The 26,852-nt window shown below is 41.9% G+C and carries 23 protein-coding genes; 5 read left to right on the top strand and 18 right to left on the bottom strand.

Features of this window, described 5'->3' with window-relative positions:
- Positions 1-45 precede the first annotated feature (45 nt).
- The 11 genes from radA to Q91_RS03530 all read right to left on the bottom strand — a co-directional run bounded on the left by radA (position 46) and on the right by Q91_RS03530 (position 11,800).
- The gene (gene radA / locus Q91_RS03580; protein ID WP_015005520.1) at positions 46-1,410 is read right to left on the bottom strand and encodes a DNA repair protein RadA; all 1,365 of its coding nucleotides are present in this window, start codon (positions 1,408-1,410) and stop codon (positions 46-48) included.
- On the bottom strand, positions 1,400-2,494 hold the full coding sequence (alr, locus tag Q91_RS03575; RefSeq protein ID WP_015005519.1) for an alanine racemase: 1,095 nt from the start codon (positions 2,492-2,494) through the stop codon (positions 1,400-1,402). Before alr ends, radA begins: the two co-directional genes overlap by 11 nt.
- 50 nt (positions 2,495-2,544) lie before the next feature.
- Positions 2,545-3,942: a replicative DNA helicase gene (gene dnaB / locus Q91_RS03570; RefSeq protein ID WP_015005518.1), complete on the bottom strand. Its 1,398-nt coding sequence runs from the start codon at positions 3,940-3,942 to the stop codon at positions 2,545-2,547.
- A gap of 113 nt (positions 3,943-4,055) precedes the next feature.
- Positions 4,056-4,505: a 50S ribosomal protein L9 gene (gene rplI / locus Q91_RS03565; RefSeq protein ID WP_015005517.1), complete on the bottom strand. Its 450-nt coding sequence runs from the start codon at positions 4,503-4,505 to the stop codon at positions 4,056-4,058.
- Positions 4,506-4,550: 45 nt separating this feature from the next.
- Positions 4,551-5,453: a DUF2232 domain-containing protein gene (locus Q91_RS03560; protein WP_020932830.1), complete on the bottom strand. Its 903-nt coding sequence runs from the start codon at positions 5,451-5,453 to the stop codon at positions 4,551-4,553.
- 35 nt (positions 5,454-5,488) lie between these two features.
- Positions 5,489-5,725, bottom strand: a complete 237-nt coding sequence (rpsR, locus tag Q91_RS03555) for a 30S ribosomal protein S18 (RefSeq protein ID WP_015005515.1) — start codon at positions 5,723-5,725, stop codon at positions 5,489-5,491.
- Between the two features lie 32 nt (positions 5,726-5,757).
- Positions 5,758-6,186, bottom strand: coding sequence for a 30S ribosomal protein S6 (gene rpsF / locus Q91_RS03550; RefSeq protein ID WP_015005514.1), 429 nt, complete (start codon positions 6,184-6,186; stop codon positions 5,758-5,760).
- 317 nt (positions 6,187-6,503) lie between these two features.
- Positions 6,504-7,259, bottom strand: a complete 756-nt coding sequence (rlmB, locus tag Q91_RS03545) for a 23S rRNA (guanosine(2251)-2'-O)-methyltransferase RlmB (protein WP_015005513.1) — start codon at positions 7,257-7,259, stop codon at positions 6,504-6,506.
- Between the two features lie 28 nt (positions 7,260-7,287).
- On the bottom strand, positions 7,288-9,510 hold the full coding sequence (gene rnr, locus Q91_RS03540) for a ribonuclease R (protein WP_190274373.1): 2,223 nt from the start codon (positions 9,508-9,510) through the stop codon (positions 7,288-7,290).
- Between the two features lie 178 nt (positions 9,511-9,688).
- A complete protein-coding gene (locus tag Q91_RS03535; RefSeq protein ID WP_015005511.1) occupies positions 9,689-10,954 on the bottom strand; it encodes a nucleotide sugar dehydrogenase in 1,266 nt (421 codons plus the stop codon).
- Positions 10,955-10,972: 18 nt separating this feature from the next.
- Complete coding sequence (locus Q91_RS03530; RefSeq protein WP_015005510.1) at positions 10,973-11,800, bottom strand: enoyl-CoA hydratase/isomerase family protein; 828 nt, start codon at positions 11,798-11,800, stop codon at positions 10,973-10,975.
- A gap of 120 nt (positions 11,801-11,920) precedes the next feature.
- Here Q91_RS03530 and Q91_RS03525 point away from each other — a divergent pair, with 120 nt between their 5' ends.
- The 5 genes from Q91_RS03525 (at position 11,921) to Q91_RS03500 (ending at position 20,699) form a co-directional block, all read left to right on the top strand.
- Positions 11,921-13,228, top strand: a complete 1,308-nt coding sequence (locus Q91_RS03525; protein WP_015005509.1) for an OmpP1/FadL family transporter — start codon at positions 11,921-11,923, stop codon at positions 13,226-13,228.
- A 75-nt stretch (positions 13,229-13,303) separates the two neighbouring features.
- Positions 13,304-14,965 (top strand): AMP-binding protein, encoded by a 1,662-nt coding sequence (locus tag Q91_RS03520; protein WP_015005508.1) that lies wholly within the window; start codon positions 13,304-13,306, stop codon positions 14,963-14,965.
- A gap of 486 nt (positions 14,966-15,451) precedes the next feature.
- Positions 15,452-16,588, top strand: coding sequence for a thiolase family protein (locus Q91_RS03510; protein WP_015005507.1), 1,137 nt, complete (start codon positions 15,452-15,454; stop codon positions 16,586-16,588).
- Complete coding sequence (locus tag Q91_RS03505) at positions 16,588-18,912, top strand: 3-hydroxyacyl-CoA dehydrogenase/enoyl-CoA hydratase family protein (RefSeq protein ID WP_015005506.1); 2,325 nt, start codon at positions 16,588-16,590, stop codon at positions 18,910-18,912. The genes Q91_RS03510 and Q91_RS03505 overlap by 1 nt, the downstream gene beginning before the upstream one ends.
- A gap of 2 nt (positions 18,913-18,914) precedes the next feature.
- Complete coding sequence (locus Q91_RS03500) at positions 18,915-20,699, top strand: acyl-CoA dehydrogenase C-terminal domain-containing protein (protein WP_015005505.1); 1,785 nt, start codon at positions 18,915-18,917, stop codon at positions 20,697-20,699.
- Between the two features lie 63 nt (positions 20,700-20,762).
- Here the strand turns inward: Q91_RS03500 and Q91_RS03495 are convergent, their stop codons facing one another.
- The 7 genes from Q91_RS03495 to aroA form a co-directional block, all read right to left on the bottom strand.
- Positions 20,763-21,026: a ComEA family DNA-binding protein gene (locus tag Q91_RS03495; RefSeq protein ID WP_015005504.1), complete on the bottom strand. Its 264-nt coding sequence runs from the start codon at positions 21,024-21,026 to the stop codon at positions 20,763-20,765.
- A gap of 133 nt (positions 21,027-21,159) precedes the next feature.
- Complete coding sequence (gene lapB, locus Q91_RS03490) at positions 21,160-22,299, bottom strand: lipopolysaccharide assembly protein LapB (RefSeq protein ID WP_015005503.1); 1,140 nt, start codon at positions 22,297-22,299, stop codon at positions 21,160-21,162.
- Between the two features lie 4 nt (positions 22,300-22,303).
- Positions 22,304-22,594, bottom strand: coding sequence for a lipopolysaccharide assembly LapA domain-containing protein (locus Q91_RS03485; protein ID WP_015005502.1), 291 nt, complete (start codon positions 22,592-22,594; stop codon positions 22,304-22,306).
- A gap of 120 nt (positions 22,595-22,714) precedes the next feature.
- Positions 22,715-23,017 (bottom strand): integration host factor subunit beta, encoded by a 303-nt coding sequence (locus tag Q91_RS03480; protein ID WP_015005501.1) that lies wholly within the window; start codon positions 23,015-23,017, stop codon positions 22,715-22,717.
- A 60-nt stretch (positions 23,018-23,077) separates the two neighbouring features.
- A complete protein-coding gene (gene rpsA / locus Q91_RS03475) occupies positions 23,078-24,745 on the bottom strand; it encodes a 30S ribosomal protein S1 (RefSeq protein ID WP_015005500.1) in 1,668 nt (555 codons plus the stop codon).
- A gap of 133 nt (positions 24,746-24,878) precedes the next feature.
- Positions 24,879-25,553, bottom strand: coding sequence for a (d)CMP kinase (cmk, locus tag Q91_RS03470; RefSeq protein WP_015005499.1), 675 nt, complete (start codon positions 25,551-25,553; stop codon positions 24,879-24,881).
- Positions 25,550-26,851, bottom strand: a complete 1,302-nt coding sequence (gene aroA / locus Q91_RS03465; protein WP_015005498.1) for a 3-phosphoshikimate 1-carboxyvinyltransferase — start codon at positions 26,849-26,851, stop codon at positions 25,550-25,552. The genes cmk and aroA overlap by 4 nt, the downstream gene beginning before the upstream one ends.
- Position 26,852: the final 1 nt, after the last annotated feature.

Genomic DNA, 26,852 nt, shown 5'->3' with positions numbered 1-26,852 from the left:
GAGGGGCAGCTTCTGCTTTAGTCTTTACTCTTCAAAAAAATGCTTCTAAAAAAACTGCAATGCATCCCTTAACACGCTCACCGGATGTATTTTTAGACCATCGACACCTTCCTTAGGAATATTCCCTTTAGGCGCTAATGCAAACTTAAAACCGTGTTTCGCGGCTTCCTTTAGGCGCTCCTCACCATTAGGCACAGGGCGAACTTCCCCTGATAGGCCCAACTCACCAAACACCACCCAGTCTTTAGAGATATTTTTAGATTTAAAGCTAGATAATAACGCTGCAACGACCGCCAAATCACCACCTGTTTCCATAACACGTAGACCACCAACGATATTTACAAATACATCTTGGTCAAGTAATGAGCATTGCCCATGCCTATGTAGAATAGCCAACAGCATCGCCAAACGGTTTTGGTCCATCCCGACAGTAACCCGTTTAGGGTTTCCTTGCCTACTTTCATCGACCAATGCTTGCACCTCAACCAGAAGTGGACGAGTCCCTTCGCGAGTCACCATTACAACACTACCAGGCACCTCTTGTTCGTGACGCGAAAGAAAAATAGCAGAGGGGTTTGTCACTTCGCGAAGCCCTTTTTCTGTCATCGCAAAAACGCCCAACTCATTAACCGCACCAAAGCGGTTTTTAATCGCCCTTATCACGCGGAAACGGCTTCCCGAATCACCCTCAAAATATAAAACAGAATCCACCATATGTTCTAAAACACGTGGACCAGCAATCGCCCCTTCTTTGGTGACATGGCCCACTAAAAATATGGTGGTATTTGTGCGTTTAGCAAATCGTACCAGCCGTGCAGCACATTCACGTACCTGCCCAACCGAGCCGGGCGCAGACTGTAACTCATCACTAAAAACCGTTTGAATAGAGTCTACAACCAAAACATCTGCTGACATTTTTTCTGCTGTCGCCAATATGGTTTCGAGTGCAATTTCACATAAAATATTAACTTTATCGACTGATAAATGAAGTCGCGTCGCACGCATACTTACTTGTTGAGCAGACTCTTCACCCGTTACATAGAGCGTTTTAGTACGTTGACTCATACTCGCCAATGATTGCAGCAATAAGGTTGATTTACCAATCCCAGGATCACCACCAATAAGAATTGCTGAGCCGGGAACAATACCTCCACCGAGTACTCGATCCAACTCATCCATGCCACTTTGAGTACGCTCTAAACGCTGCGCTGTTACAGAAGATAAGATTTGCACTTCCGCCGAGCTGGCTTGGTCAGCATAACCACTAAAACGGTTTACTTTAGAGGAACCGCTCAGCGTTGATTCTTGCAGAGTATTCCAGCCACCACAGTCTTGGCATTGTCCAGCCCATTTAGTTGCACTCGCCCCACATTCTTGACAGCTATAAACAGTTTTAGGTTTACTCGACATTTAATGTTTCCCGTATAGATCGACTGACACGATGAGTAATCCCACACAATAACTCATAGGAAATCGTACCACTTTTTTCAGCCACTTCCTCAATGGGCAAACCACGTCCCCATAAAACAACTTCATCACCCACGCGAACATTATTGCATTGACTGATATCCACTGTAATCGAGTCCATTGAAACACAGCCTACTAATGGGGCTACTTGGCCCGCTACCAAAACGGGTGTTCCTGTCACGGCATGGCGCGGGTAACCATCGCCGTAACCAATCGCAACAATTGCTATTAGGCTGGTTCTATTAGCTTGCCAAGTTGAACCATAACCGACGCAGCCCGATTTTCTAACCGTTCTTATTGATAGAACCCTGCTTTTTAGTGTCATCACAGGAAGCAAATGATCATCACTTGCTGTTGAGTCACAAAACGGGCTGGCACCATATAACATTATGCCAGGACGCACCCAGTGTCTTTGTGCATGCTTCCAACCTAACAATCCAGCTGAATTAGCAATACTTTGTTCACCATTCAAACCGAGCGTAGCCTCATCAAACACACTAATTTGAGAGGTGGTAGACGATGAATTCATATCGTCCGCACAGGCCAAGTGAGTCATTAACTTAACCGGCAAACGCAGCTTTCCAGATAGTTGCAAAGCGTCGTAAAGCCTCGGCACTGCGGACGCATCAACTCCTAGACGGTTCATCCCCGTATTTATTTTTAACCAAGCAGATATCGGTGTTGAAACATCAGCTGAATGGAGTAGCTCTACTTGGTACTCACTATGAATAACTGCATCTAGGTCATAGGCACAAAACTGCTCAAGGTCTGCTTGAGAAGAAAACCCAGTTAACACAAGAATTATTTTATCGATGCCTGCTTGTCTAAGTTTTATTGCTTCTTCTAGCCGTGCTACAGCAAAACCATCAACCGATGATAACGCCTGAGCAACCGCTAACATGCCATGCCCATAAGCATCTGCTTTTATTACCGCCATAAGTTTTGAGTTAGGAGCTGCTCGACGAGCAACATCAGCATTATGTGTTAATGCCGATAAATCAATAACCGCTTCGGGGTGAAAAGACATAATTATTCTAACGTCATAATGCGTTGATGGGCCACTAATTAACCATCAGATCAATATTCATCATCAATGTAACTGTCATTGGCATAGTTCTCAAACCGCGTATATTGCCCTAAAAACGTCAACCGACAGGTGCCAATCGGCCCATTACGCTGTTTACCAATAATAATTTCTGCCACACCTTTTGCGTCAGAGTCTTCGTTATACACTTCATCCCTATAAATAAAAATAATAACATCGGCATCCTGCTCAATACTTCCCGACTCCCTCAAGTCAGACATCACTGGTCGTTTATTCGGCCGTTGCTCCAAATTACGATTCAACTGAGATAAAGCAATAACTGGTACATTTAACTCTTTGGCTAAGGCTTTCAATGAACGCGAAATATCTGAAATCTCTGCTACACGGCTTTCACTTTTCGATGGTGATTGCATCAATTGTAAGTAATCGAGAACAATCAAACCTAGCTGACCATGTTCTTTCATCAGTCGCCTTGCTCGGGCACGAACCTCAATGGGGCTCAGTGCTCCTGTGTCATCTATGAATATTTTAGCTTCTGCCAACAGATTAATTGAAGATTGCATTCGTGGCCACTCATCATCATCAAGCTGTCCGGTTCTAACTTTATGCTGATCAATACGGCCTAAAGAAGACATCATTCTCATCGCTAATGAATCACCCGGCATCTCCATACTAAATACGGCGATAGGCAAGCCACTTTGAATGCCTATGTTTTCTGCCAAGTTCATTGCAAAACTGGTTTTGCCCATTGAAGGTCGGCCAGCGACAATAATTAAATCAGCCGGTTGAAGACCGGATGTCATTTCATCTAAATCAGAAAACCCGGTACTCGCACCGGTAATAGCATTTTGGTTTTCATGTAATTCGGTAATCTTATCAACGGCTACGCCCAATAAGTTTTTAATCGATTCAAAACCCTTTTGCCCTTTTGCACCCTGTTCGGCAATTTTAAAAACTTTACTTTCAGCTTCGTCCAACAATTCATTTATGTCTCGGCCTTCAGTATCAAACCCAGAATCTGATATTTCATTACCAATATGAATAAGCTGACGGCGAACAGATCGTTGCCGAACAATAGCTGCATAGCTAACAATGTTTGCTGCACTAGGCGTATCTTTTGCAAGCGCCCCTAAATACGCTAAACCACCGACACTTTCTAATTCCCCAGCTTGCCCGAGCACTTCAGAAATAGTAACAACATCGAAAGGCTCGTCTTTTTTTGCTAAGTCTGCAATCGATTCAAAAATTAGCCGGTGTTCTTTACGGTAAAAGTCCTCTGGTGAAACCTTATCAGCCACTGTATCCCAGCACTGATTATCTAACATTAAACCGCCTAAAACTGATTGTTCGGCTTGTAATGAGTGAGGTGGAACACGAAGAAACTCTGTCTCATCGGGCATTTCATAGTCAAATAATGGTTCTTCAGACATGAGCAGTTTTTGAAGATAAATTGAAAGTTTTTACGATTGTACAGGAAGGTGAAATCTTCTTTGCAAAAAAAAGCCGGTGCCAAATGACACCGGCTTTTTTTAAATGTGGTGTCCTAAGCTTCAGCTACAACCGCCAATTTTAGTGATGCAACAACATCAGTATGTAAGTGGATAGCCACTTCAAATTCACCTGTCTGTCTAATGGAACCTTCAGGTAATTTAATTTCTTGCTTATCAACTTCTACACCTGCATCCGCACATGCTTTAATAATATCCGGTAAGCCGACCGATCCAAATAACTTACCTTCTTCACCCGCCTGGTGAGTAATAGTTAAGTTTAACACTTCAATGGCTTCTGCTCTTGCTTGAGCTTTTGTTAGACGCTCAGCTTCTGCTTTTTCAAGGTCTGCTCTACGTGCTTCAAATTCTTTAATTCTGGCTGGCGTCGCAAGAACTGCTTTACCACCGGGGATTAAAAAATTACGTCCAAAACCGGGCCTTACTGTTACTTTGTCACCCAAGTTACCTAAATTTGCTACCTTTTCAAGAAGAATAATGTTCATCTTTACTAAATCCTATTTATTTTAAAATTTAACTCAGCGTGCGATTCAAACAAACCGCTGACGCCAATCCATCCAAACATCTGATAAGCCAATCAACACCAAAGGCAAGATCAAATGTGGCACAAAAAATATCGCCATGTAAAAAACAAAGAGCAAATAACGGCTACCACCTCTACCCTTGATTACTACATGTACCACTGACACACCAACTATAAAAAACAATAAAAGAACTTGTATATCCAAGTTCAATATATATTCGGCAAACTGTCCGTCTAATAACACGCCTAACACAACCAGTATTGCGAATACTAACCCATCACGTGGTAATAAACGAAGGTGGCTAAACTCTTTGTCGAAACCACCTTCATTAAATAACAAGCCTTGCCACCATCTGCCTAACAGCAAACTCATCAGTAAACTAATAAGCGTACCGGCCACTACAACACCAGTAATGTACTGAGACCAGAACAGCAAACCTTCTTCAAGTTCTGCCTCGGTTACCGGCAACTCTTGTTGTTCTGCAAGGGCTTTAACAACCTCTTGAATGCCTGTTGCCCATAGCTGTGCAGGGTTATCTATTGTTAAATAAAGCCCCGTTACCGCTAACATCCCAAGTATGACTAAAAACTCAAGTGCTTTGTTTAGCTCCCCTGTCTCTCGTAATACCAGCGATATCAAAAAAGCAGGTAACCACATAATAAACAAATATGTAAAAGAAACTAACGATGTTCCTAATACTATATAGCCTATTAACGCAGTCGCGACCGTTGAGCCAATTACAACCCTAAGCCCATCAGCAGACCCATTTCTTAATGTTACCAAGCAAACACAGGCAACGCTAATGATTAATAATGGCGGCATTAACAATGACAAAATTGCCATCGTTGCTGAAACAATGGTGGCCTGCCGACCACCTTGCATAATAAATGTTGCTACTGCTTTCATCATACAAGGCTTAGCCCGCGATTACTCGCGACATAAATCTACCGTTCGTGCGCGTCGCAATATGGAATCAACGATAAGAAACGAGCTCGCTTAATTGCAGCCGTTAACTGACGTTGGTACTTTGCTTTAACACCCGTCACACGTGCAGGAATAATTTTCCCAGTTTCGGTCATATATTCTTTTAATGTATCTAAATCTTTGTAATCAATTTCTTTTACATTTTCTGCAGTGAATTTGCAGTAACGTGGGCGTCTAAAACCTTTATCAAATGCCATGTCTATTCCTTAAATTATACGTTGTACAGTGTCTATGCGTCTGTTGCTTTATCAGCAGCAGGCTCAGACGTTTCTGTTGTTTCGGCTGATGATTCAGCTTTCTTTTCAACTGGCTTTACATAGGGTTTAGCCGCTTCTTTTTCGTTTGACTTGGCAAGTGGTGTAGTACCTGTCGTTGCTTCATCACGACGCATGATCATATTTCTAATCACAGCATCATTAAACTTGAAGGCTTTTTCTAATTCTTCTAGAGCCGCTTGATCACACTCGATGTTCATCAATGTGTAATGTGCTTTATGAATTTTGTTAATGGGGTATGCAAGCTGTCTTCTGCCCCAATCTTCTACTCGATGAATGTTTCCGCCACGCTCTGTTATTGATGCGCTATAACGCTCAACCATTGCAGGAACTTGCGCACTTTGATCCGGGTGAACCAAAAATACAACTTCGTAATGTCTCATTTTATTTCCTTTAGGATTATCAGCCTTCCTGACACACTCAGGTAAGGCAAGGATTGTAGTCTGATCATACAAGCTACAATTTCGAACGCGCGATTTTACAGGTATCAGTACTGCAAATCAAGTTAGCTCTAATAGTTAAACTGTTAACCATAGAAACGGCTCAGTTTTTAAACAAGCCCTTTACTGCTTAAACGCCTTAAGCAAACTTTGTCGGCTCATCAACGACCCAAAAACCAACCAAACAGACTTGTGTTATTCAACAGACTCTTTTGCTTATTCTGATGAACACTTATAAGGGTTGATGCCTGACTGATTTTTTATGAATTCAATGATCGTTGATTTTGTCTAAGCACTTCATACAAAATAATACCCGTAGCAACAGAAACATTTAGACTTTCCACTTTTTCGGACATTGGTATTTTAATTAATTGGTCGCATTGCTGTTGCGTTAAAGACCTCAGACCTTTACCTTCTGCTCCCATCACAATCGCTACAGACCCGGTCAATTCAGCCTCAAAAACATCTTTTGTTGCTTCTCCAGCAGCCCCGCTAACCCAAACCCCTTCAGTCTTAAGGTATTTCAAGGTTCTCACTAAGTTGGTCACACGATAGACCGGAAGCAGTTCAGCGGCGCCACTGGCTACTTTACAAACAGTCGCATTTAAGCGACAGGCATTATCTTTTGGCACAATAACCCCTTGCACCCCTGCGGCCAACGCTGTTCTTAAACAAGCCCCTAAATTATGCGGGTCGGTCACTTGGTCTAACACTAAATAAAATGCTTGGTCTTGTTGTTCTTTAAGCGCCTTCTTAAGTTGCTCTTCTGTTCGTTCTTGTGGCAATTTAGCGGTTAACAAAACACCTTGATGGTTTGCATTGCTGGACAATTTCTCTAATGTTTTCTTATCAACATAGTCAACGCGAATACCAACCTCATCCAGACTTTGTTTTATTGCTTGCAGCTTTGCATCTTTGCGCTGTCGATCCATCCATGCATTAACGATATGATCAGGCCTCGCTTTAATAAGCGCTTGAACAGCATGAATTCCATGAATTTTTTGCACTTCAGCCATTAGCGTTTCTTCTTCCTACGACGTTTAGTCACAATTTTTTCTTTTGCTCTACACCCGCCAATGCCAAATCAATTTTTTTATCATCTAAGCTTACTTTAACCACCTTTACTTTTAGTCGATCGCCCAAACGAAATGATTTATTGGTACGCTCGCCTAACAAACGATGCTTACTGGCATCAAAGTGGTAATAATCATCACCTAAGCCAGTAACGTGAACCAAACCATCGATAAAAATCTTATCTAGTTCTACAAACAAACCAAAGGAGGTCACTGAAGAGACAACACCACTAAATTCTTGGCCAATCTTGTCCATCATAAATTCACATTTCAGCCAACTCTCCACATCACGTGTTGCCTCGTCTGCTCGCCTACTACAAAAAGAACAATGCTCACCAAATAGCGTCATATCACTCTTTGAATAGGTAAAGCTCCCTGCCTTTTGTTTTGCGATAACGTGCTTAATGGCACGATGCGTTAATAAGTCAGGATAACGGCGAATAGGCGACGTGAAGTGCGCATACAGTTCTAACGCCAAGCCGAAATGCCCTTGTTGTTCTGGGCCATACATCGCTTGAGACATTGAGCGCAGCATCACCATTTCAATCAAATGGGCATCTGGCCTGTTTTGTATGCTCGCAATTAACTGTTTATAGTGTTGCGGTTTTGGTTCTTCTCCGCCATCTAGACTCAAACCCAACTCTGACAAGAACCCCCTCAATTTCAACAAACGATCAACACTGGGGCCTTCATGAATACGCAACAAATTAGGCATTTCGTGTTTCGCTAAAAAGTTAGCTGTTGATGCATTCGCTGCAATCATAAACACTTCTATAAGCCGATGGGCATCATGCCTAACAACCGGCTCAATTGCCTTGATTTTTCGACCTTTATCAAAAACAAAGCGTGTTTCAAATGTATCGAACTCAAGCGCACCACGTTCATCTGCAGCACCTTTCATTACTTCATAGAGCGCCCTTAATTCTTTTAAATGAGGCAGTAATTTTTTATGCTTAAGCAATAATTCAGGTGCTGCCTCGTCAAAAATCAACCCGACTTCATCATAGGTTAACCGTGCATGTGAATACATTACGGCATTATAAAACTTGGTTGATGTAACCGTTCCTTGTTCATCGATTCGCATTTCACAAACCACACATAAACGATCTACTTGTGGGTTTAGACTACACAAACCATTTGATAATACTTCGGGCAGCATTGGGATAACTTTTTCGGGAAAATATACGGATGTTCCACGCTCATACGCCTCTGTATCAATTGCACTTTGTGGCTTTACATAATGAGACACATCGGCAATCGCCACGCATAGCTTCCAACCTTTCGCCATTTTTTTACAAAACACCGCGTCATCAAAGTCGCGAGCATCTGCACCATCAATGGTTACAAAAGGTAATTTACGAATATCTTTACGGTCGGCCAAGTCGGCCTCAACAACACTGGTATCGAAACGCTGGGCCTCATCCAATACGGCCTGCGACCAACTGTTTGGCAATTCGTAAGAGCGAATGGCCATATCGATCTCCATGCCAGGCGCCATATGGTCACCCATCACTTCAATCACCTTGGCGATAGCTTGCGTACGTGAAGAAGGGTAATGGGTGATCTGAGCCATCACTATCTGGCCGTCTTTAGCACCTAACGTCGCCTCGGGGGGAATGAAAATATGCTGGAAAATCCGTTTATTTTCTGCTTCAACATGAAAAATACCCATCACATCAAAAAATCGCCCAACGACTGTCTTAACTTTCCGCTCTAGCACCTCAACCACTCGCGCCTCAAGCTTTCCTTGACGGTTCAATTTTCCACGGCTAACTACCACACGGTCACCGTTTATTAACGCTCGCATCTCATGTGGAGGGATAAACATATCGTCACCACCCGCATCACGTTTTAAAAACCCAAAACCATCCGCATGACCTATGACTATGCCCGTTTCAAGATCACTTTGTTGCACCAAGCAATATTGCTCTTTTCGATTAAATAGCAACTGGCCGGATTTCAACATCTCAGATAAATGGCGCGACACTGTTTTCTTTTCGCGCTTTGATTGGACATTCAACCCACTCACAATATCTATCCAACTTTGCGGACGTTTTTGCTGAGTTAAATAATTGATAAGTTGGGTTTTATTGATAGGTTCTTTACTACCTAAAGACGTTGTCTCGTTGTTTGACAATTTATTGCTTCGCTTCTGTTTAGACACTAATGGGAAAGTTAATAATAGAGTTGACAAGCCTAAAGCCCACGCGCTCAGTTTGCAAGCCATAGTTACCTTAAGCTACTTTTAATACCCCCTCGCCAATAAAGCGATGCAAGTATTGGCCACACATAACAGGCAAATTCAAATTAGTAGCGTATTTTACTGATCAGCCTTAATGCGCGTCGAGAACACAAACATTCATTCCTGTTTGTTACAACCGCCCATCTGTCTCATTTGAAGCAAACAAATACTTGATGTCATACAACACGTGATTAGGCTTCCCAAAGGCTCTAACAGCATTCACACCCAGGGCTTTAAATTGATCGTGCGACACAGCAATAATAATGGCATCGTACGATCCTTTAGTCGGCTGCTTTATCACCTTAAGTTGTTGTTCATTTTTTAAGTCATCAACGTTTACCCAAGGGTCGTACACCTCGACGTTAGCATTGTATGATTCAAGCTCCTCAACCATGCCTATTACACGGGTATTTCGTAGGTCTGGGCAATTTTCTTTAAACGATAAACCCATTATTAACACGTTAGCACCAACAATACTCAAACGCTTTTTGGCCATAAGTTTCAGCACTTCACTGACTACAAACGACCCCATTTTGTCATTAATCCGTCGCCCAGCAGCAATCAATTGCGGGTGATACCCAAGTGTTTCTGCTTTATGCGCCAAATAATATGGATCAACTCCAATACAGTGCCCGCCAACTAAACCTGGCCTAAAGGGTAAGAAGTTCCACTTTGTCCCTGCAGCCTCAAGTACTTCTTCTGTATCTATACCAATACGGCTAAAAATATGCGCCAATTCGTTCATAAGGGCTATATTAATATCGCGTTGTGTATTCTCAATAACTTTGGATGCTTCAGCCACTTTGATGCTACTAACCTTGTAAGTGCCGGCTGAAATAATTGACTGGTAAAGCTGATCCACTAGCGCTGCGGCATCCGGCGTTGAGCCAGATGTTACTTTAACAATAGACGTTAAACTACGTGTTTTATCCCCCGGGTTAATGCGTTCGGGACTATAACCACAAAAGAACTCTTCGTTATATGCCAGCCCTGATATCTGCCTAAGAATTGGCACACAAACCTCTTCTGTTGCCCCCGGGTACACTGTAGACTCATAGATAACAACATCCCCTTTGCCCAGGTAGTTAGCCACCACTGTTGTCGCTTCTTTAATCGGTGTTAAATTTGGGTTATTACCATTATCTATCGGCGTGGGAACCGTAATAATGTAGATATTCGCAGCCGATATTTCATCTGCCTTTGCTGTAAATCTCAATTGCTTCGCAGCACTGATCTCTTCAGCTGATATTTCCAAGGTAACATCAGAGCCTTTATGTAATGCAGAAATACGCTCATTATCAATATCAAAGCCAACCGTTGGAAACTGTTTACCCAACTCAACGGCTAATGGCAAACCAACATAACCAAGGCCTATCACGGCGACATTAAATGTCATTTTGCACTAACCCTCTATTTATTCTTTAAAAATTGCTGGGCGCTTTTCGCAAAATGAGGTAACCCCTTCGGCGAAATCCTCTTTTAACATACTCAAATAAAAGTTATCCGCTTCTTCATTTAATCTATCTTTTAGACTGGTCTCATACGTCTGGTTAAATAACCGCTTGGTTCTTGCTAAAACATCTTTCGGCCCCTTACATAGTGACTCGGCAAGAGTCATTGACTCTGTCTCTAGCAACTCGACAGCGACAACTCGATTAACCATTCCCCAACGTTCAGCTTGCTCTGCGGAGAAACGTTGCCCAGTTAGTGATAATTCCAGCGCTCTTTTTTGACCAACTGCTCGCGGTAAGAAATAACTCATGCCACCATCAGGTGTAGTGCCAATTTTACAATATGCAACGGAGAACACTGAATTATCCGCCGCCACCACCATATCGCACGCTAACATTAAACTTAACCCAAACCCTGCAACAGCTCCCTTAACACAGGCAATAACGGGCTTTTCCATCATGACAAGATTCAATATTGCCTGATGCAAATTATCAAACATATCACCCGGTAATGCTGACTCACCCTCTATTGCGTAAGCATCTACAAGTGATTTGAAGTAATCAATGTCGCCCCCAGCCATAAAATGATCTCCCGCACCGGTGACAATGACACACTTAATGCTCTCATCATTTTTCAACTCCTCAGTACAGCACAGTAAGTCAGCCGGCATTGTTGAACCAACCACATTTAGCTTTTCAGGTCGGTTCAAAATAAGCCAAGCAACACCGTCTTTCTTTTCCACTAAAACTGACGACATCTGTTCATTCCTAATAATTTTAATATTAAGCATGGTGTCCTTGATCTTATTCTTTTGCAACTAAATTTGACCTTTTCTAATAATTGGCATAAAAAAGGATTGCGTTACTTATAAAAATACTAATTACAAAAGTAAATGACTGGAGGATGTAACATGAATACTCGCTCTATTAAAGTTTTTGCTTTATCCACCCTGTTTACATTACCTTTTTTTTCTCCAATGTCTCACTCAGCCGCTTTCGGTGTCGCCGAACAAAGCGCACTTGGTTTGGGGAACGCCTTTGCAGGTGGCGCAGCTTCTGCTGAAGACGCCTCGACCATTTGGTTTAACCCAGCGGGCATGACGCGTATTAAAGGCAACCAAATGGTACTCGGCATGCACTTTATCGCGCCTTCATTTGATTTTGATGACGACGGAAGCACTAACTCTGCTGGCGCTAGCAACTTTGCAGATGGCTCAGAAGACGGCGGACGTTTTGCCTATGTACCCAATTTTTACTATGTCCACAGCCTAGATAATGATGTCAAAGTGGGCGTAGGCATTAACTCACCGTTTGGACTTGCAACAAAATATGGCGCTGACTGGATTGGAAAGTATCAGGCGATTGAGTCTGAAATTGTTACCGTTAATATCAACCCTTCCGTAGCTTGGAAAGCCACAACGAACCTCTCACTTGGCTTTGGCATCAGCATTCAATACATTGAGGCCACTTTAAATAATAAGGTAGATTTTTCTGTTTTAGGAGCTATTCCTGACGGCTTTTCTCACTTAGAGGCCGATGACATATCGTATGGTTTTAACCTAGGAGCACTGTACAACATAACCAATAAAACACGCATTGGGCTTTCCTATCGATCAGAAATAAAGCATGACTTTAAAGGCGATGCCGATTTCCGTAATATTACATCCGCTTTAAATTTAGACCTTGTTTTAGCAGATACCCATTTAGACGTTCAACCTGATCTGCCCGCCAGTGCATCATTAAGCATCCACCACCAATGGAATGATAGTATTGATATTATGGCGGATGCCACTTGGGTCGGCTGGAGCTCTGTGCCTGCTCTAATCATTATGTTTGATAACCCACTTAAAGCAGATAGCACCGATATCTTACGACTTAAAGACAATATTCGTCTGTCTCTTGGTGCTACCTATTCAACAGAGGGCCCTTGGACATACCGCATAGGCGCAGCTTACGATGAAGGTGCTGCAAGAAATGCATCTTCCCGTTCTTCACGCTTCCCTGATAATGACCGATATTGGTTAGCCATTGGCGCTAGTTACCAACTTGCCGATAATTTATCTCTTGACGCGAGCTATGCTCACCTCTTCGTACCGGACACAAAAATCAATAGATCTTCTGAAGTCACTGGACTTAACCCAGCAGAACTTAGCGCTGTTAGAGGAGACTATGAGTCTGATGCTGATATTATCAGCGTACAACTGCGCTGGGATATGTAGACCAGTAGACGTTTATAGCCATTATAAAAACCGATATCAACATACTTAAACGCCTAATCGACAAAGGAGAACATCATGGATAGGCCTTGGTTAACCAGTTACCCCGATGGTGTAAATTCAGATATTGATATTCATCAATATAACTCTCTCGTCGAGATCTTTGAACACAGTGTGGAGTTGTATGCAAACCTCCCAGCCTTTAGCAATTTCGGCACCACAATTAGCTATGCCGAGTTTAGCGATGCTACAGAATCAGTTGCCGCCTATTTACAAAATAAACTTGGGCTGGAAAAAGGAGAACGTGTTGCCATTATGATGCCAAACTTACTGCAAAACCCTGTTTCAATTTTTGGTGTTTTGCGAGCTGGCCTAACAGTCGTTAATACTAACCCGCTTTATACCGTTCGTGAATTACACCACCAACTAAAAGATTCTGGTGCCAAGGCGATTATTGTTGTTGAAAACTACGCCAGCACAGTTCAAGCAGCTGTAACTGATACCGATATTGAGCATATTATTGTTACCAAAATGGGCGACATGCTTAACTTCCCTAAATCTATTCTCATCAATTGGGCGGTTAAATATCTAAAAAAAATGGTCCCTTCTTACACTCTACCCAACGCCATTTCATTCAAAACCGTCTTATCTGAAGGATCAAACCAGGACTTTGTACCAACACCACTTAGCCATCATGATATTGCATTTCTGCAATACACAGGCGGCACAACTGGTGTTGCCAAAGGCGCCATGTTATCGCATAAAAACATGGTTGCTAACATGTTACAGGCATCCGAATGGATAAAAAATGACGTACTACCGGGCCGTGAAGCTATTATTACTGCTTTGCCGCTCTATCACATTTTTTCCCTTACTGCTAATTGTCTGGTCTTTATGGAGGCGGGCGCAAACAATATATTAATTACCAACCCAAGAGACTTCAAAGGCTTCGTTAAAGAACTTAGCAACACCCCATTTACCGCCATAACTGGAGTGAATACGCTTTTTAATGCTCTTATTAATACACCTGGCTTTGCAGATATAGACTTCACCCAACTTAAAATATCATTAGGTGGCGGCATGTCGGTACAACCAGCCGTCGCTGCTCAATGGAAGAAAATAACCGGATGCACGCTTGTAGAAGCATTTGGCTTAACCGAAACCTCACCCGCTGTCTGTATTAACCCTTTAAATTTGGAAGAATTTAACGGCAGTATTGGTCTCCCCATTCCATCAACCTATTGCAAACTAATAAACGACCAGGGTGATACGCTTCCAGATGGTAAAGCGGGGGAACTCTGCGTTAAAGGCCCACAAGTTATGCAGGGTTATTGGAATCGCCCAGAAGATACCGCAGAAGTCCTATCCAACGATGGCTGGTTTAAAACCGGTGATGTTGCAAAAATGGATGGTAATGGCTTTTTCTACATTGTCGACCGTATAAAAGACATGATTTTAGTCTCTGGTTTTAACGTATACCCAAACGAGATAGAAAGCGTTATTGTTGAACATAAAGGCGTCTTAGAATGTGGCGTTATTGGCGTACCCGATGACCTACGTGGTGAAGCTGTTAAAGCGTTTGTTGTCAAAAAAGACCAATCATTAACAGAAAGCGAACTACTGGCACATTGCAGAAAGAGCCTTACCGCCTATAAAACACCCGATAAAATTGTTTTTATTCATGAACTACCTAAAACCAATGTCGGTAAGGTTTTAAGGCGTGAACTTCGGTCTTTATAGTCAATGCCAAGCTGCGTTTTTGTATCTACCCGCTTGTTCAATTGACGTTACTATAAGGCAGGCGCATATTGCATATTAGGCATAATATGAAACATGACACGTTATACATAGCAATAACGATAACTGGCATTGCAAATGTTAGAACTTATACGCTAGCACGCTATAAAACGAGCCGCTTTAAAAACTCTAAAAGTCCTATTTTTAACCTCACCTTTCCTTATAACGGTTATACACATAAGTGGCTAACGCTTTGCGCTAAACCTTTTCGCTATTCATTCATTAATATCAACGTTTTTACGGCGTCATATAACAGTCCTACAGAACAAACAACACATATAACCCCTCTACTTATCAGCTCAGCAGGCCACATTAGGCCGTTCACTGAGCGTCGACATGGGACTGAAAAAAACATGCAAAACGTAAACAAACCTAACCCACCGTCTCAAAAACTCTCAGCATTCAACCTGCCATCAGATGGAGCAAATCATGAAAAATGTTGTTATAGCAGCTTACGTACGATCACCCCAAACTTTTGCCCATAAGGGCGCTTTAGCAACCCTAAGGCCAGACACCCTGGTCTCTCAAGTGATCGCCGGCCTAGTTAGCAAAACAGGCATCGACTCAGGCTCACTAGAAGACATTATAATGGGCTGTGCTTTCCCAGAGGGCGAACAAGGTCTTAATATCGCCAGACTGAGTGGTTTAATGGCAGGAATACCCAACAGTGTTGCCGGGGTCACAGTTAATCGTTTTTGTGGCTCTTCTATGCAAGCCATTCATATGGCTGCCGGTGCTATTCAAATGAATGCAGGAGAAGCCTTTATCTGTGCTGGCGTTGAATCAATGAGTCGCATTCCCATGGGCGGGTATAACCCTATGCCAAACCCAGCCTTATTCAACACCCTACCAGCAGCCTATATCAGCATGGGGGAAACAGCTGAAAACGTTGCGAAACAATACCAATTGTCACGCTCACAACAAGACGAGTTTGCCATTGCTAGCCAACAAAAAGCTGCCGCCGCTCAGCAACAAGGCCGCTTTAAAGATGAAATCATCCCCATAGACTGTGATTCAATCATTGTTGAGATGGATGGCTGCATCCGAGCAAATACCAGCATCGAAGAGATGGCAGGATTAAAGCCCGCTTTCTCTACTGACGGAACCGTAACGGCGGCCAACTCTTCCCCACTGACTGATGGCGCTTCAGCAACATTAGTTTGCAGCGAAGAGTACGCCATACAAAATAAATTAACGCCTTTGGCTCGAATTAACAGCATTGCTGTATCCGGTTGCGCTCCCGAAACAATGGGCCTAGGACCAATTTTCGCGACCAAAAAGGCCTTACAAAGAGCATCCTTAACGATTACAGATATAGACATCATTGAAATTAATGAAGCCTTTGCCAGTCAGTCTATCGCTTGTATTCAGGAACTTAAGGTTGATATTAATCGAGTTAATATTGATGGTGGCGCCATTGCTCTCGGTCACCCTCTTGGAGCGACAGGCGCTAGAATCACAGGAAAAGCAGCCGCTTTATTGAAGCGCGAAAACAAACACTATGCATTAGCCACTCAATGTATTGGCGGCGGGCAAGGTATTGCAACTATCCTGGAGTCTCTCTAATGAAAATAGACAGCATCGCCGTCATTGGCGCAGGCGTAATGGGCAGCGGCATTGCAGCCCAGATTGCGAATGCCGGTAAAAAAGTTTTGTTATTAGACATCGTTCCTGAGGGTGCCGAAGATCGCAGCATCATTGCTCAAACTGCCCTGAAAAAATTATTGAATACAAAACCAGCTGCGTTAATGCATAAACGTAACGCCAAAAACATTACACCTGGAAACCTAGAGGACAATTTCAATGATTTAGCCACTGTAGATTGGATAATAGAGGTAATTGTTGAACGCTTAGATTTGAAACAAGATTTATACAAAAAAATTGACGCAATACGTAAACCAGACTGCATCATTTCATCTAATACCTCCACACTCCTTCTTAGCGATTTAACAGCTGGAACATCCAAAGACTTCTCACGTCATTTTCTCATCACGCATTTTTTCAACCCACCTCGTTATATGCGATTATTAGAAATGGTTGTCGGGCCAGATACACAGCCAAAAGTTGTGGAATGCTTAAGTCATTTTTGTGATTACAAACTAGGCAAAGGGGTCGTCAAGTGCCATGACACACCCGGCTTTATTGCTAATAGAATTGGTACATATTGGATACAAACTGCCTTACTAGATGCCATTCGCCTAAAGCTAACCGTAGATGAGGCCGACAGCCTAGCGGGCACACCAATGGGCGTTCCTAAAACAGGCATTTTTGGCTTAATGGACCTAGTGGGCATTGATATCATGCCCTATGTTTTAGAGTCCATGGTTCACTCCTTACCTAAGCACGACCCATTTCAAGAACAAGCGGTTATTCCAGACATCGTAAAAAAAATGATTACCGATGGCTATATAGGTCGCAAGGGAAAAGGTGGATTTTATAGACTCAGTACGTTAAACGGTAAAAAAACCAAAGAGTCTATTAACTTAATAACTGGAGAATATGCCCCACACAAGCAAACAACATTAGAGTCACTAAAACCTTCAGTTAAAAAGGATCTACGAAAACTGGTTTCATTCGATGACAAAGGTGGTCAATTTGCTTGGTCAGTTTTATCAAAAACCTTGTGTTACTCAGCTTCTTTAGTTCCAGAAATAAGCGACAATATTGAATCCATCGATCGAGCTATGAAGCTAGGCTATAACTGGAAGTATGGCCCGTTCGAACTGCTCGATAAAGTCGGGGTTGATTGGTTTATCAATAAACTAAACGATAACCAACAACCCATCCCACCGTTCTTGTTAGCAGCACAAGGAAAAACCTTTTACTCCTTTGAAAACGAGCAGGCGTTAAGCTTAAACCTTGCCGGTGAGTATCGTCCGGTAGAAAAACACGAGGGGGTTTTAACATTAACCGATATCAAGCAAAGCCAACGCCCTATCAAGTCGAATTCATCCGCAAGCCTATGGGATATTGGTGATGGTGTTCTCTGCTTAGAGTTTCACAGCAAAATGAATTCGATTGACCCTGATATTTTAGCTCTGATTGGTAGTACAGTTGAGATCATTCCAACTAACTACAAAGCCTTAGTTTTGTACAATGAAGCTGACAACTACTCTGTTGGCGCCAACATTGGTTTAGCCTTATTTGCTGCTAACACAGCCGCTTGGCCACAAATAAATCAGATGGTGAAATCAGGGCAAGATACCTACAAAGCCATGAAATACGCCCCCTTTCCTGTTGTTGGTGCGCCATCTGGAATGGCTCTTGGAGGCGGCTGCGAAAGCTTGCTTCATTGTGATGCCATTCAAGCACACGCAGAGTCTTACCTCGGCTTAGTTGAAGTAGGCGTTGGGCTTATTCCGTCATGGGGGGGCTGTAAAGAACTATTAACCCGCTGGATGCTAAACCCAATACGGGCTAAAGGTCCCATGCCAGCGATCAGCAAAGCATTCGAATTAATCAGCACTGCCACCGTCTCCAGCTCAGCAGAAGAAGCGAAAAGCCACTTATTCATGCGCCCAACAGATGGCATCACGATGAATCGTGAACGCTTATTATTTGACGCAAAACACAAAGCCTTAGAACTGGTTGAGGGCTACCTTGCTCCTGAAGAAGCTGAGGTATCACTACCCGGCAGCACCGCACGTATAGCGCTTAATTTAGCCGTTAACAATTTTGTTAATACAGGTAAGGCAACACCCTACGACAGCACCGTTGCCGACCAATTAGCTATGGTATTGAGTGGAGGTGACACAGATATTACTGAACTCCATTCTGAAGATGATTTATATGCACTCGAACGCCAAGCCTTTGTAACACTGATCAAAAATACTAATACATTAGATCGTATGCAGCACACACTAGAAACTGGCAAACCGCTGAGGAACTAAACATGGCTACATTAAAAGCGCCGATTGACGACATTAAGTATCTAATAAATGAATTTTTAGAAACTGACGAACTCAGTAACATAGCTACTTTCTCAGAGATGACGACAGACCTGACAGATGCTATTTTTGAACAGGCTGGAAAGGTGTCCGAAACATTATTATTTCCTTTAAATAAAGCGGGTGATGAACAAGGCTGCACATACCATGATGGCGTCGTTACAACGCCTGATGGTTTTAAAGAAGCCTATCAAGAAATGACAGCCTCTGGCTGGGGGAATTTAACCTGTGATCCTAAATACGGCGGACAGGGCTTACCTCATTATATTGCCAATGCCGTTGATGAAATGCTTATTTCAAGCAATATGTCATTCACCATGTACATGGGGTTAACTATTGGTGCCTATAACGCTATCGAAAAATTTGCCCACGAAGATTTAAAAGAAAAATTTCTATCTAATATGGTCTCCGGGCAATGGAGTGGCACAATGTGTTTAACAGAACCTCAATGTGGCACAGATTTAGGGCTTATTCGAACAAAAGCGGTTCCACAAAGTGAGGGTAATTATCACCTTTCCGGCAGTAAAATCTTTATTAGCGCTGGCGAGCATAACTTAACAGAAAACATAATACACCTAGTATTAGCAAGAACCCCAGATGCCCCTTCAGGAATCAAAGGAATTAGTTTGTTTTTAGTGCCCAAGTTCAACGTTCATGATGATGGAACCCTGGCAGAACTCAACGGTGTTTTTTGTAGCGGAATAGAACATAAAATGGGCATTAACGCCTCATCCACCTGCTCTATAGAGTTTGATAACGCGAAAGGTTTTCTTGTTGGCGAGCTAAACAAAGGGATGAAAGCGATGTTTGTTATGATGAACAGCGCTAGGCTCCATGTTGGTATTCAAGGCTTGGCCATTGCTCAAGCCTCTTATTGCAGTGCTAAAGATTACGCTAAAGAACGTCTTCAAGGCAGAGCTCTTAGTGGGGCAAAGTACCCCGAACAAGCTGCCGACCCACTGATTGTTCACCCTGACATTAGACGCATGCTGATGACAATGAAGGCTTACACAGAAGGTGCGCGAGCCTTAAGTAGCTGGTTATCTTACAAACTTGACCTATCCCAGCATGCTGATAACAAACAACAAAGGCAAGAAGCAGATGAGCTTGTTTCTTTATTAACACCGGTCTTTAAATCATTTCTTACTGATATTGGAGAAACAGTCACTAGCCTAGGTATACAAGTATACGGTGGCCATGGTTATATCCGTGAAAATGGAATGGAACAGTATTTACGAGATGCAAGAATTAGTAAAATTTATGAAGGTGCAAATGGTATTCAAGCGCTTGATTTAGTCGGTCGAAAATTACCCGAGCAAATGGGTAAATATTTACGGCATTTCTTTCACCCCATCTCTAACTTTCTTGAGCAATATGCTAACGATAAGCCGTTAACAGCCTATATATTACCCTTACAGAAATCATTTTCAAGATTACAACAAGCAACTCTCTTTATTGCACAAAAAGGGTTATCAGACCCAGATGAAGCTGCTAGCGCTGCTAGCGATTACCTAAATATGTTTGGTTTAGTCGCTCTTGGTTATATGTGGGCAAAAATGGCTGAACAAATCACCTATCGTAAAGGCGAAATGAGTGCCGATTTTTACGATGCAAAACTCAACACAGGCCTATTTTATATGCAACGCCTCTTGCCTCAAACAGGCTCTCTACTGTCTAACATCTTGGCTGGCTGTAATAGCACCATGAGCCTTAAGGAAGAGCAGTTTTAACCATCAAGGTATGAGCATAAAAAAGCCCTGAATTAACAGGGCTTTTTCACTCCATGAAAAGCTCTACATTACATCCAGTTGAATATTTTCACGATTTTTATCAACCGTAGACGCGCCTATACCTTTTATCTTAGTCAGTTCTTTCAGGCTTTTGAAGGCACCATTTTTTTCACGGTAATTAACAATCGCTTCTGCTTTAGCTGGGCCAACACCTTTAAGTTCTTTTGCAATATCATCGGCATCCGCTGTGTTTATATTTACTGCCAATGCCATGAAAGAAAAGCAAAAACAACTTAATGAAACCAATACTATAATAACCTTTTTCATAAATATCCTTATTCATTTACGTTGATTAAACATCCTTATTCCATACAACCGTATTTACTTTCGTCTATTTAGATAGCCTACGTCTATACGTAAAACCTTAAAGTGTTATCGGTAAAGACTTACAGAATACCTTTTATATTTCGATCGGTTCAATAACCCCCCAGTCTTGGCAACTTGGACAACACCAATTTAAATCAACTGAAGTAAACCCACACTGTTTACATTGAAAATTTTGTACATCATTATCAAACTGTTTAATAATACTTTTTAAGAACTCAAGCTCGGTATTTTTATCCGGACGTGTAATCCCTGCATACAATTTCAAATAACTTTTCGACGGATGTTGACGTAACTTTTTATGCATGAAAGCAGATGCTTCTTCCAAGCCTTTGTGTTCCAACAGCACATCTAAAAAGCGACTGACAACAATGGTTGATTCATTGTTCTGTTGAAGTTCAGACAAGAAATCAAATTTTTGTTTTGACCGGCCTAGTCGGTCATAGCAGTTAAGTATTAAATCAATAAATACAGGCACAAACTTTCTATCTTGATCCATTATTTTTAACAATAATTTCAATGCTTGCTTATACTCACCTTTAGCCACCTCAATTTCCGCACTAATAATATTAACCCTGACACACAATGGATCGATTTTAAGCGCTTTTCTCAAGTGGCTTTTGATAATATCCGCATCCTCTTCAAAACGATACAATAGTGCTGCTTCACAGTGTAAATGGGACAGTAGTAAAGGTTGCTTTTTGAATTCGATTGATTCTAGTCTTGTCGCATAGTCTATCGCTTTTAACCATTCTTTTTCTTGTTGAAAAATAGACAATAATTGTCGAACCGCATTAACTTCATGAAGCTCCATTTTTTCTAATTCAAGAAAAATATTCTCGGCTCGATCAAGTAGTCCGGCACGCATATAATCCAAACCGAGTTCATTTAAAATATTGGCTCGCGTATCTAGGCTAATTTGAGGCCTCGCAATAAGATTTTGATGTAGACGGATGGATTTTTCTACTTCACCGCGCTGACGAAATAACGTACCCAATGCAAGGTGCGTTTCTATGGTTTCATCATCTACTTCTAATAAATCAATAAAAACATCAATCGCCTTATCAGGCTGCTCATTTAACAAATAGTTGATGCCTTTAAAAAAGCCTTCATATTCGTTAGAAGGCTTTTTTAACTTCGCATTATAATGTCTAAATGCTACGTACCATCCACTGGCTGCTGCTACCGGTAGCAGCATTATTGCAAATTCAAACATTCAATTAATTTATCTGTTTAGCGGGGTATGTTCTTAAACTAGAAACTTCTTTTTTGGTAACTGCCGCTTCTTTTGACAATTTCGAGTAACGTTGTCGTAACATCAAATTACTCCAAATTTTTGAGCTTAACCCCAGCACGGCACCTAATATAAACGCTGACAGTAACGCAAAAGAGAGTGGCATCTCAAGCCAGCCATAGTAATAGTTAATTTTGATAGGCGCGGAGTTTAAAACCGATAGTACAAAGCCCACGACTAGAACAATAACGAAAACTAATAAATATATGAATTTCATACGCACCTTCTTAGCCTTTATATGTAGCTTATCAAACAATGTGTACTTGATTATAACAAGCTAAAATTATATTTAGTTCTTTTCTTCGAGCAAAAAAAAGCCCCTTAAAAGGGGCTTTTTTTATTTAATTCTGTAACTTTCTTTTGCATTATCTACCCGAGACCTTAGTTCTTTCCCCGGTTTAAAGTGAGGAACATACTTCCCTGATAAGGCAACCGATTCGCCATTTTTCGGATTTCTACCAATTCTTGGTGGACGATAGTGCAACGAAAAACTACCAAACCCTCTAATTTCAATTCTTTCACCAGAGGATAGCGCCCTACTCATTCTTTCTAAGATGCATTTTACAGCCAACTCAACATCTTTATAGGGCAGATGTACTTGCTGATCTGCTAATTTTTCAATTAATTCTGATTTTGTCACGTTATCACCTTAAGTAGACATTAGGCGGAATACATTATCCCGCCTAATGTTCGACTCTTTTTACTTATCTTCCATGGAGTTCTTAAAGATATCACCCAATGTCGGTGTGCTAGCATTTTGAGCAGAGTAGTCGCTCAATACTGCTTTCTCTTCATCATCATCTTTAGCTTTTACAGATAAATTAATGGTTTTGTTCTTACGATCAACCCCAATAAATTTAGCTTCAACCTCATCCCCTTCGGTCAGTAAGTTTCTAGCATCATCCACTCGGTCTCTATTAAGCTCTGAAGCACGTAAGTAGCCTTCAATACCTTCTGCTAATTGAATAACCGCGCCTTTCGCATCAACTTCTTTTACCGTTCCTTTGACAAGACTATTTTTATCATTCGATGCCAAGAACTCTTGGAAAGGATCCTGTTCTAACTGCTTAATGCCTAATGAGATTCTCTCACGCTCAGAGTCAATCGCTAGAATAACAGTTTCAATTTCCATTCCTTTTTTGTAATTTTGCAGGTCTTCTTCAGCTTTCTCATCCCAAGAAATATCAGACAAATGTACCAAACCGTCAATATCACCATCCAATCCAATAAAGACACCAAAGTCAGTAATAGACTTAATAAGGCCTTTAATTTTGTCGCCTTTCTTATGAATCGCTGAGAAGTCTTCCCATGGGTTTCCTTTACATTGTTTCATACCCAATGAAATACGACGGCGAGTATCATCAATTTCAAGCACCATCACTTCAACTTCGTCACCTAATGATACGATTTTAGCTGGGTTAACATTTTTGTTAGTCCAATCCATTTCTGACACGTGAACAAGACCTTCGATGCCGTCTTCAATTTCAATAAAGCAACCGTAATCTGTTAAGTTTGTTACTTTACCACTCAGTTTAGAGTTAACTGGGTAACGGTCTAAAATATTAACCCAAGGATCTTCACCCAACTGTTTCATGCCAAGTGAAACACGTTTCTTCTCTTCGTCATAACGAAGCACAAGAACTTCAATATCCTGACCGATTTCGATCACTTCGGATGGGTGTTTAACACGCTTCCAAGCCATATCGGTAATATGTAACAAACCATCTACGCCGCCCAAATCGATAAATGCACCGTAATCGGTAAGATTTTTTACAACCCCTTTAAGGATAGCGCCTTCTTTCAAGTTTTCTAATAATGCTTCACGCTCTGCGCTGTATTCTGTTTCTAGAACTGCTCGACGAGAGACAACAACATTGTTACGTTTTTCATCTAATTTGATGACTTTAAACTCAAGGTCTTTGCCTTCTAAGAAGGTTGTATCTCTAAGTGGACGTACATCCACAAGTGATCCTGGTAAGAAGCCACTTAAGCCACCTACTTCAACAGTAAAGCCACCACGTACTTTGCCAGTGATAACACCTATTACTGTTTCTTTTTCTTCTGCTGCTTTTTCTAGGAATTTCCAGGCTGCAGCTTTTTTCGCCTTATCTCTCGATAATAGTGTTGAGCCTAAGCCGTCTTCCACCATATCCAATACAACTTCAACTTCATCGCCAATCGCAACCTCTAGCTCACCAGAGGCGTTAACAAACTGCCAACGTGGCACATTGCCTTCTGATTTCAGGTTTGCGTTAACAATAACTGAGTCGTTAGTAATATCCACTACTAAACCGGTGATCAGTGTGCCCGGTGTTAGTTCAGCGGACTTAATGCTTTCTTCAAATAGTTCTGCGAAATTTTCGCTCATGATGTTCTCTTTATAAATTTTTTAACGTCCTAAGACCTTAAAAAAGGGTTAAGTTAAAAAAAGGCTTGAGTCATTCGAGCTCAAACCACCTTTATTTCTCGGTAACGAGAGTACCCAAACTGTCGGATACGTTTTATTTGTTTTTCAGTAAATTTAGAACTTGCTGTACAACCTCTTCTATAGTGCAAAGAGATGAGTCTATGTAAACAGCATCTGTCGGCACTACCAACGGAGAAGCACGGCGATTTTTATCTCGCTCATCTCTTCGCTCAATATCTTGAATAACATCAGTCAGGTTAGCACTTATTCCTTTTTCAATCAACTGCTTATAACGCCTTTTTCCACGCTCGGCCGCGTTTGCTGTCAAATACACTTTGTGTGTCGCAGTTGGAAATACAACACTCCCCATATCTCTTCCATCGGCGACTAAGCCTGGCGGCTTCAAAAAAGATTGTTGCTTAGCTAACAACCCATCTCGCACTCTCTTAAATACCGCTATTTTTGAAGCAACATCCCCAACCTGTTCGGTTTGTAATTCATTCTGTACTTCTTGCCCGTTTAGCAAAACCGACCAGTTTCCCAGTTCTGTTCGCTTAAACTCTAATGCAATATCTCTAACCAAATCTGCAAGCGCGTCTTCATTCTTAAGATCCACTTTAGACCTGATCGCTGCTACACCGAGTGCGCGATATAGTGCACCACTATCCAAATAACGCCAGCCTAATTTTTCAGCAATACGCTTGGAAATAGACCCTTTTCCTGAACCACTTGGACCATCAATTGTTAAAACTGGAATTAAATTACTCATTTTGCCGCTAACTCAAAACCACATTGAGTCGCTAACTCAACAAAATTAGGGAAGGACGTCGCTACATTTTCGCAATTATTAATTTTAATAGCTCCCCTTGACTGTAGACCAGCTACCGCAAACGCCATCGCGATTCGATGATCATCAAAACTCTCTACTTCTCCGCCTTGCACAGCCCCTCCATTAATAATCATACCATCGGCTGTAGCCTGGGCATCTACGCCTAATGTTTGTAAGCCATCAGCCATTGTTTGAATCCGATCACTCTCTTTTACACGCAACTCTTCGGCGCCCGTAACGATTGTTTGACCCTCAGCATAAGCAGCGGCAACAAAAATGACTGGAAACTCGTCTATGGCTAAAGCAACTAAATTTTCAGGTACTTCTATACCTTTTAATTGACAGCTTTTGACCCGTATGTCTGCTACTTTTTCTCCACCCACTACTTTTTCATTTAGTAACTGAATATCGGCGCCCATCTTTAATAAAATATCGATAATGCCTGTCCGTGTTGCATTCACGCCAACATGTTGGAGTGTAATATCTGAATTGGGTGTAATCGAGGCCGCCACAAGAAAAAATGCTGCCGAAGAAATATCACCCGGCACATCAATTGACATACCTTTTAGTGCCCCTCCTCCTTCTATTGAAACCACATTGCCTTCCGTTTTTACCGAATAGCCGAAGCCCTTCAACATACGTTCTGTATGGTCCCTAGTAATTGCAGGCTCAATCACCTCTGTTGTGCCTTCTGCGTATAAACCCGCTAATAACAAACACGACTTTACTTGGGCGCTACCCATTGGCATCTTATATTGAATACCACGCAAGGGCGCGCCACCATGGACTTTTAAAGGTGATGTACCTGCATCAGTGCTTTCAACTGCTGCACCCATCAATGATAGTGGGTCTAAGACCCGACGCATTGGACGTTTGGTTAATGAATGATCACCTGTCAGCGTACTGTCAAATTTTTGGCCAGCCAATATACCCGATAATAAGCGCATCGAGGTTCCTGAATTACCAACATATAAGTCTTCTTGCGGCGCTTTAAGCCCATGCAAACCGACTCCATTTATACGTAGCCGACCTTCACCTAATCGTTCAATATCAACACCCATAAGTTGAAACGTTTTTAAGGTTGCCAAGGCATCTTCGGCTTCTAAAAAACCACTGACTTGCGTGACACCCTCTGCCAAGCTACCTAACATAATGGCGCGATGTGAAATTGATTTATCACCAGGGACACGAAATTGCCCCTTTAGTCCCTGACTGAGGCTTGATAACATTGTATTCATT

This window comes from Cycloclasticus sp. P1, from assembly GCF_000299965.1.
GTDB classification, from domain to species: Bacteria; Pseudomonadota; Gammaproteobacteria; order Methylococcales; family Cycloclasticaceae; genus Cycloclasticus; species Cycloclasticus pugetii.
Note: the sequence above shows the minus strand (reverse complement) of the source record. Positions and strands in the feature narration are given on the sequence as shown.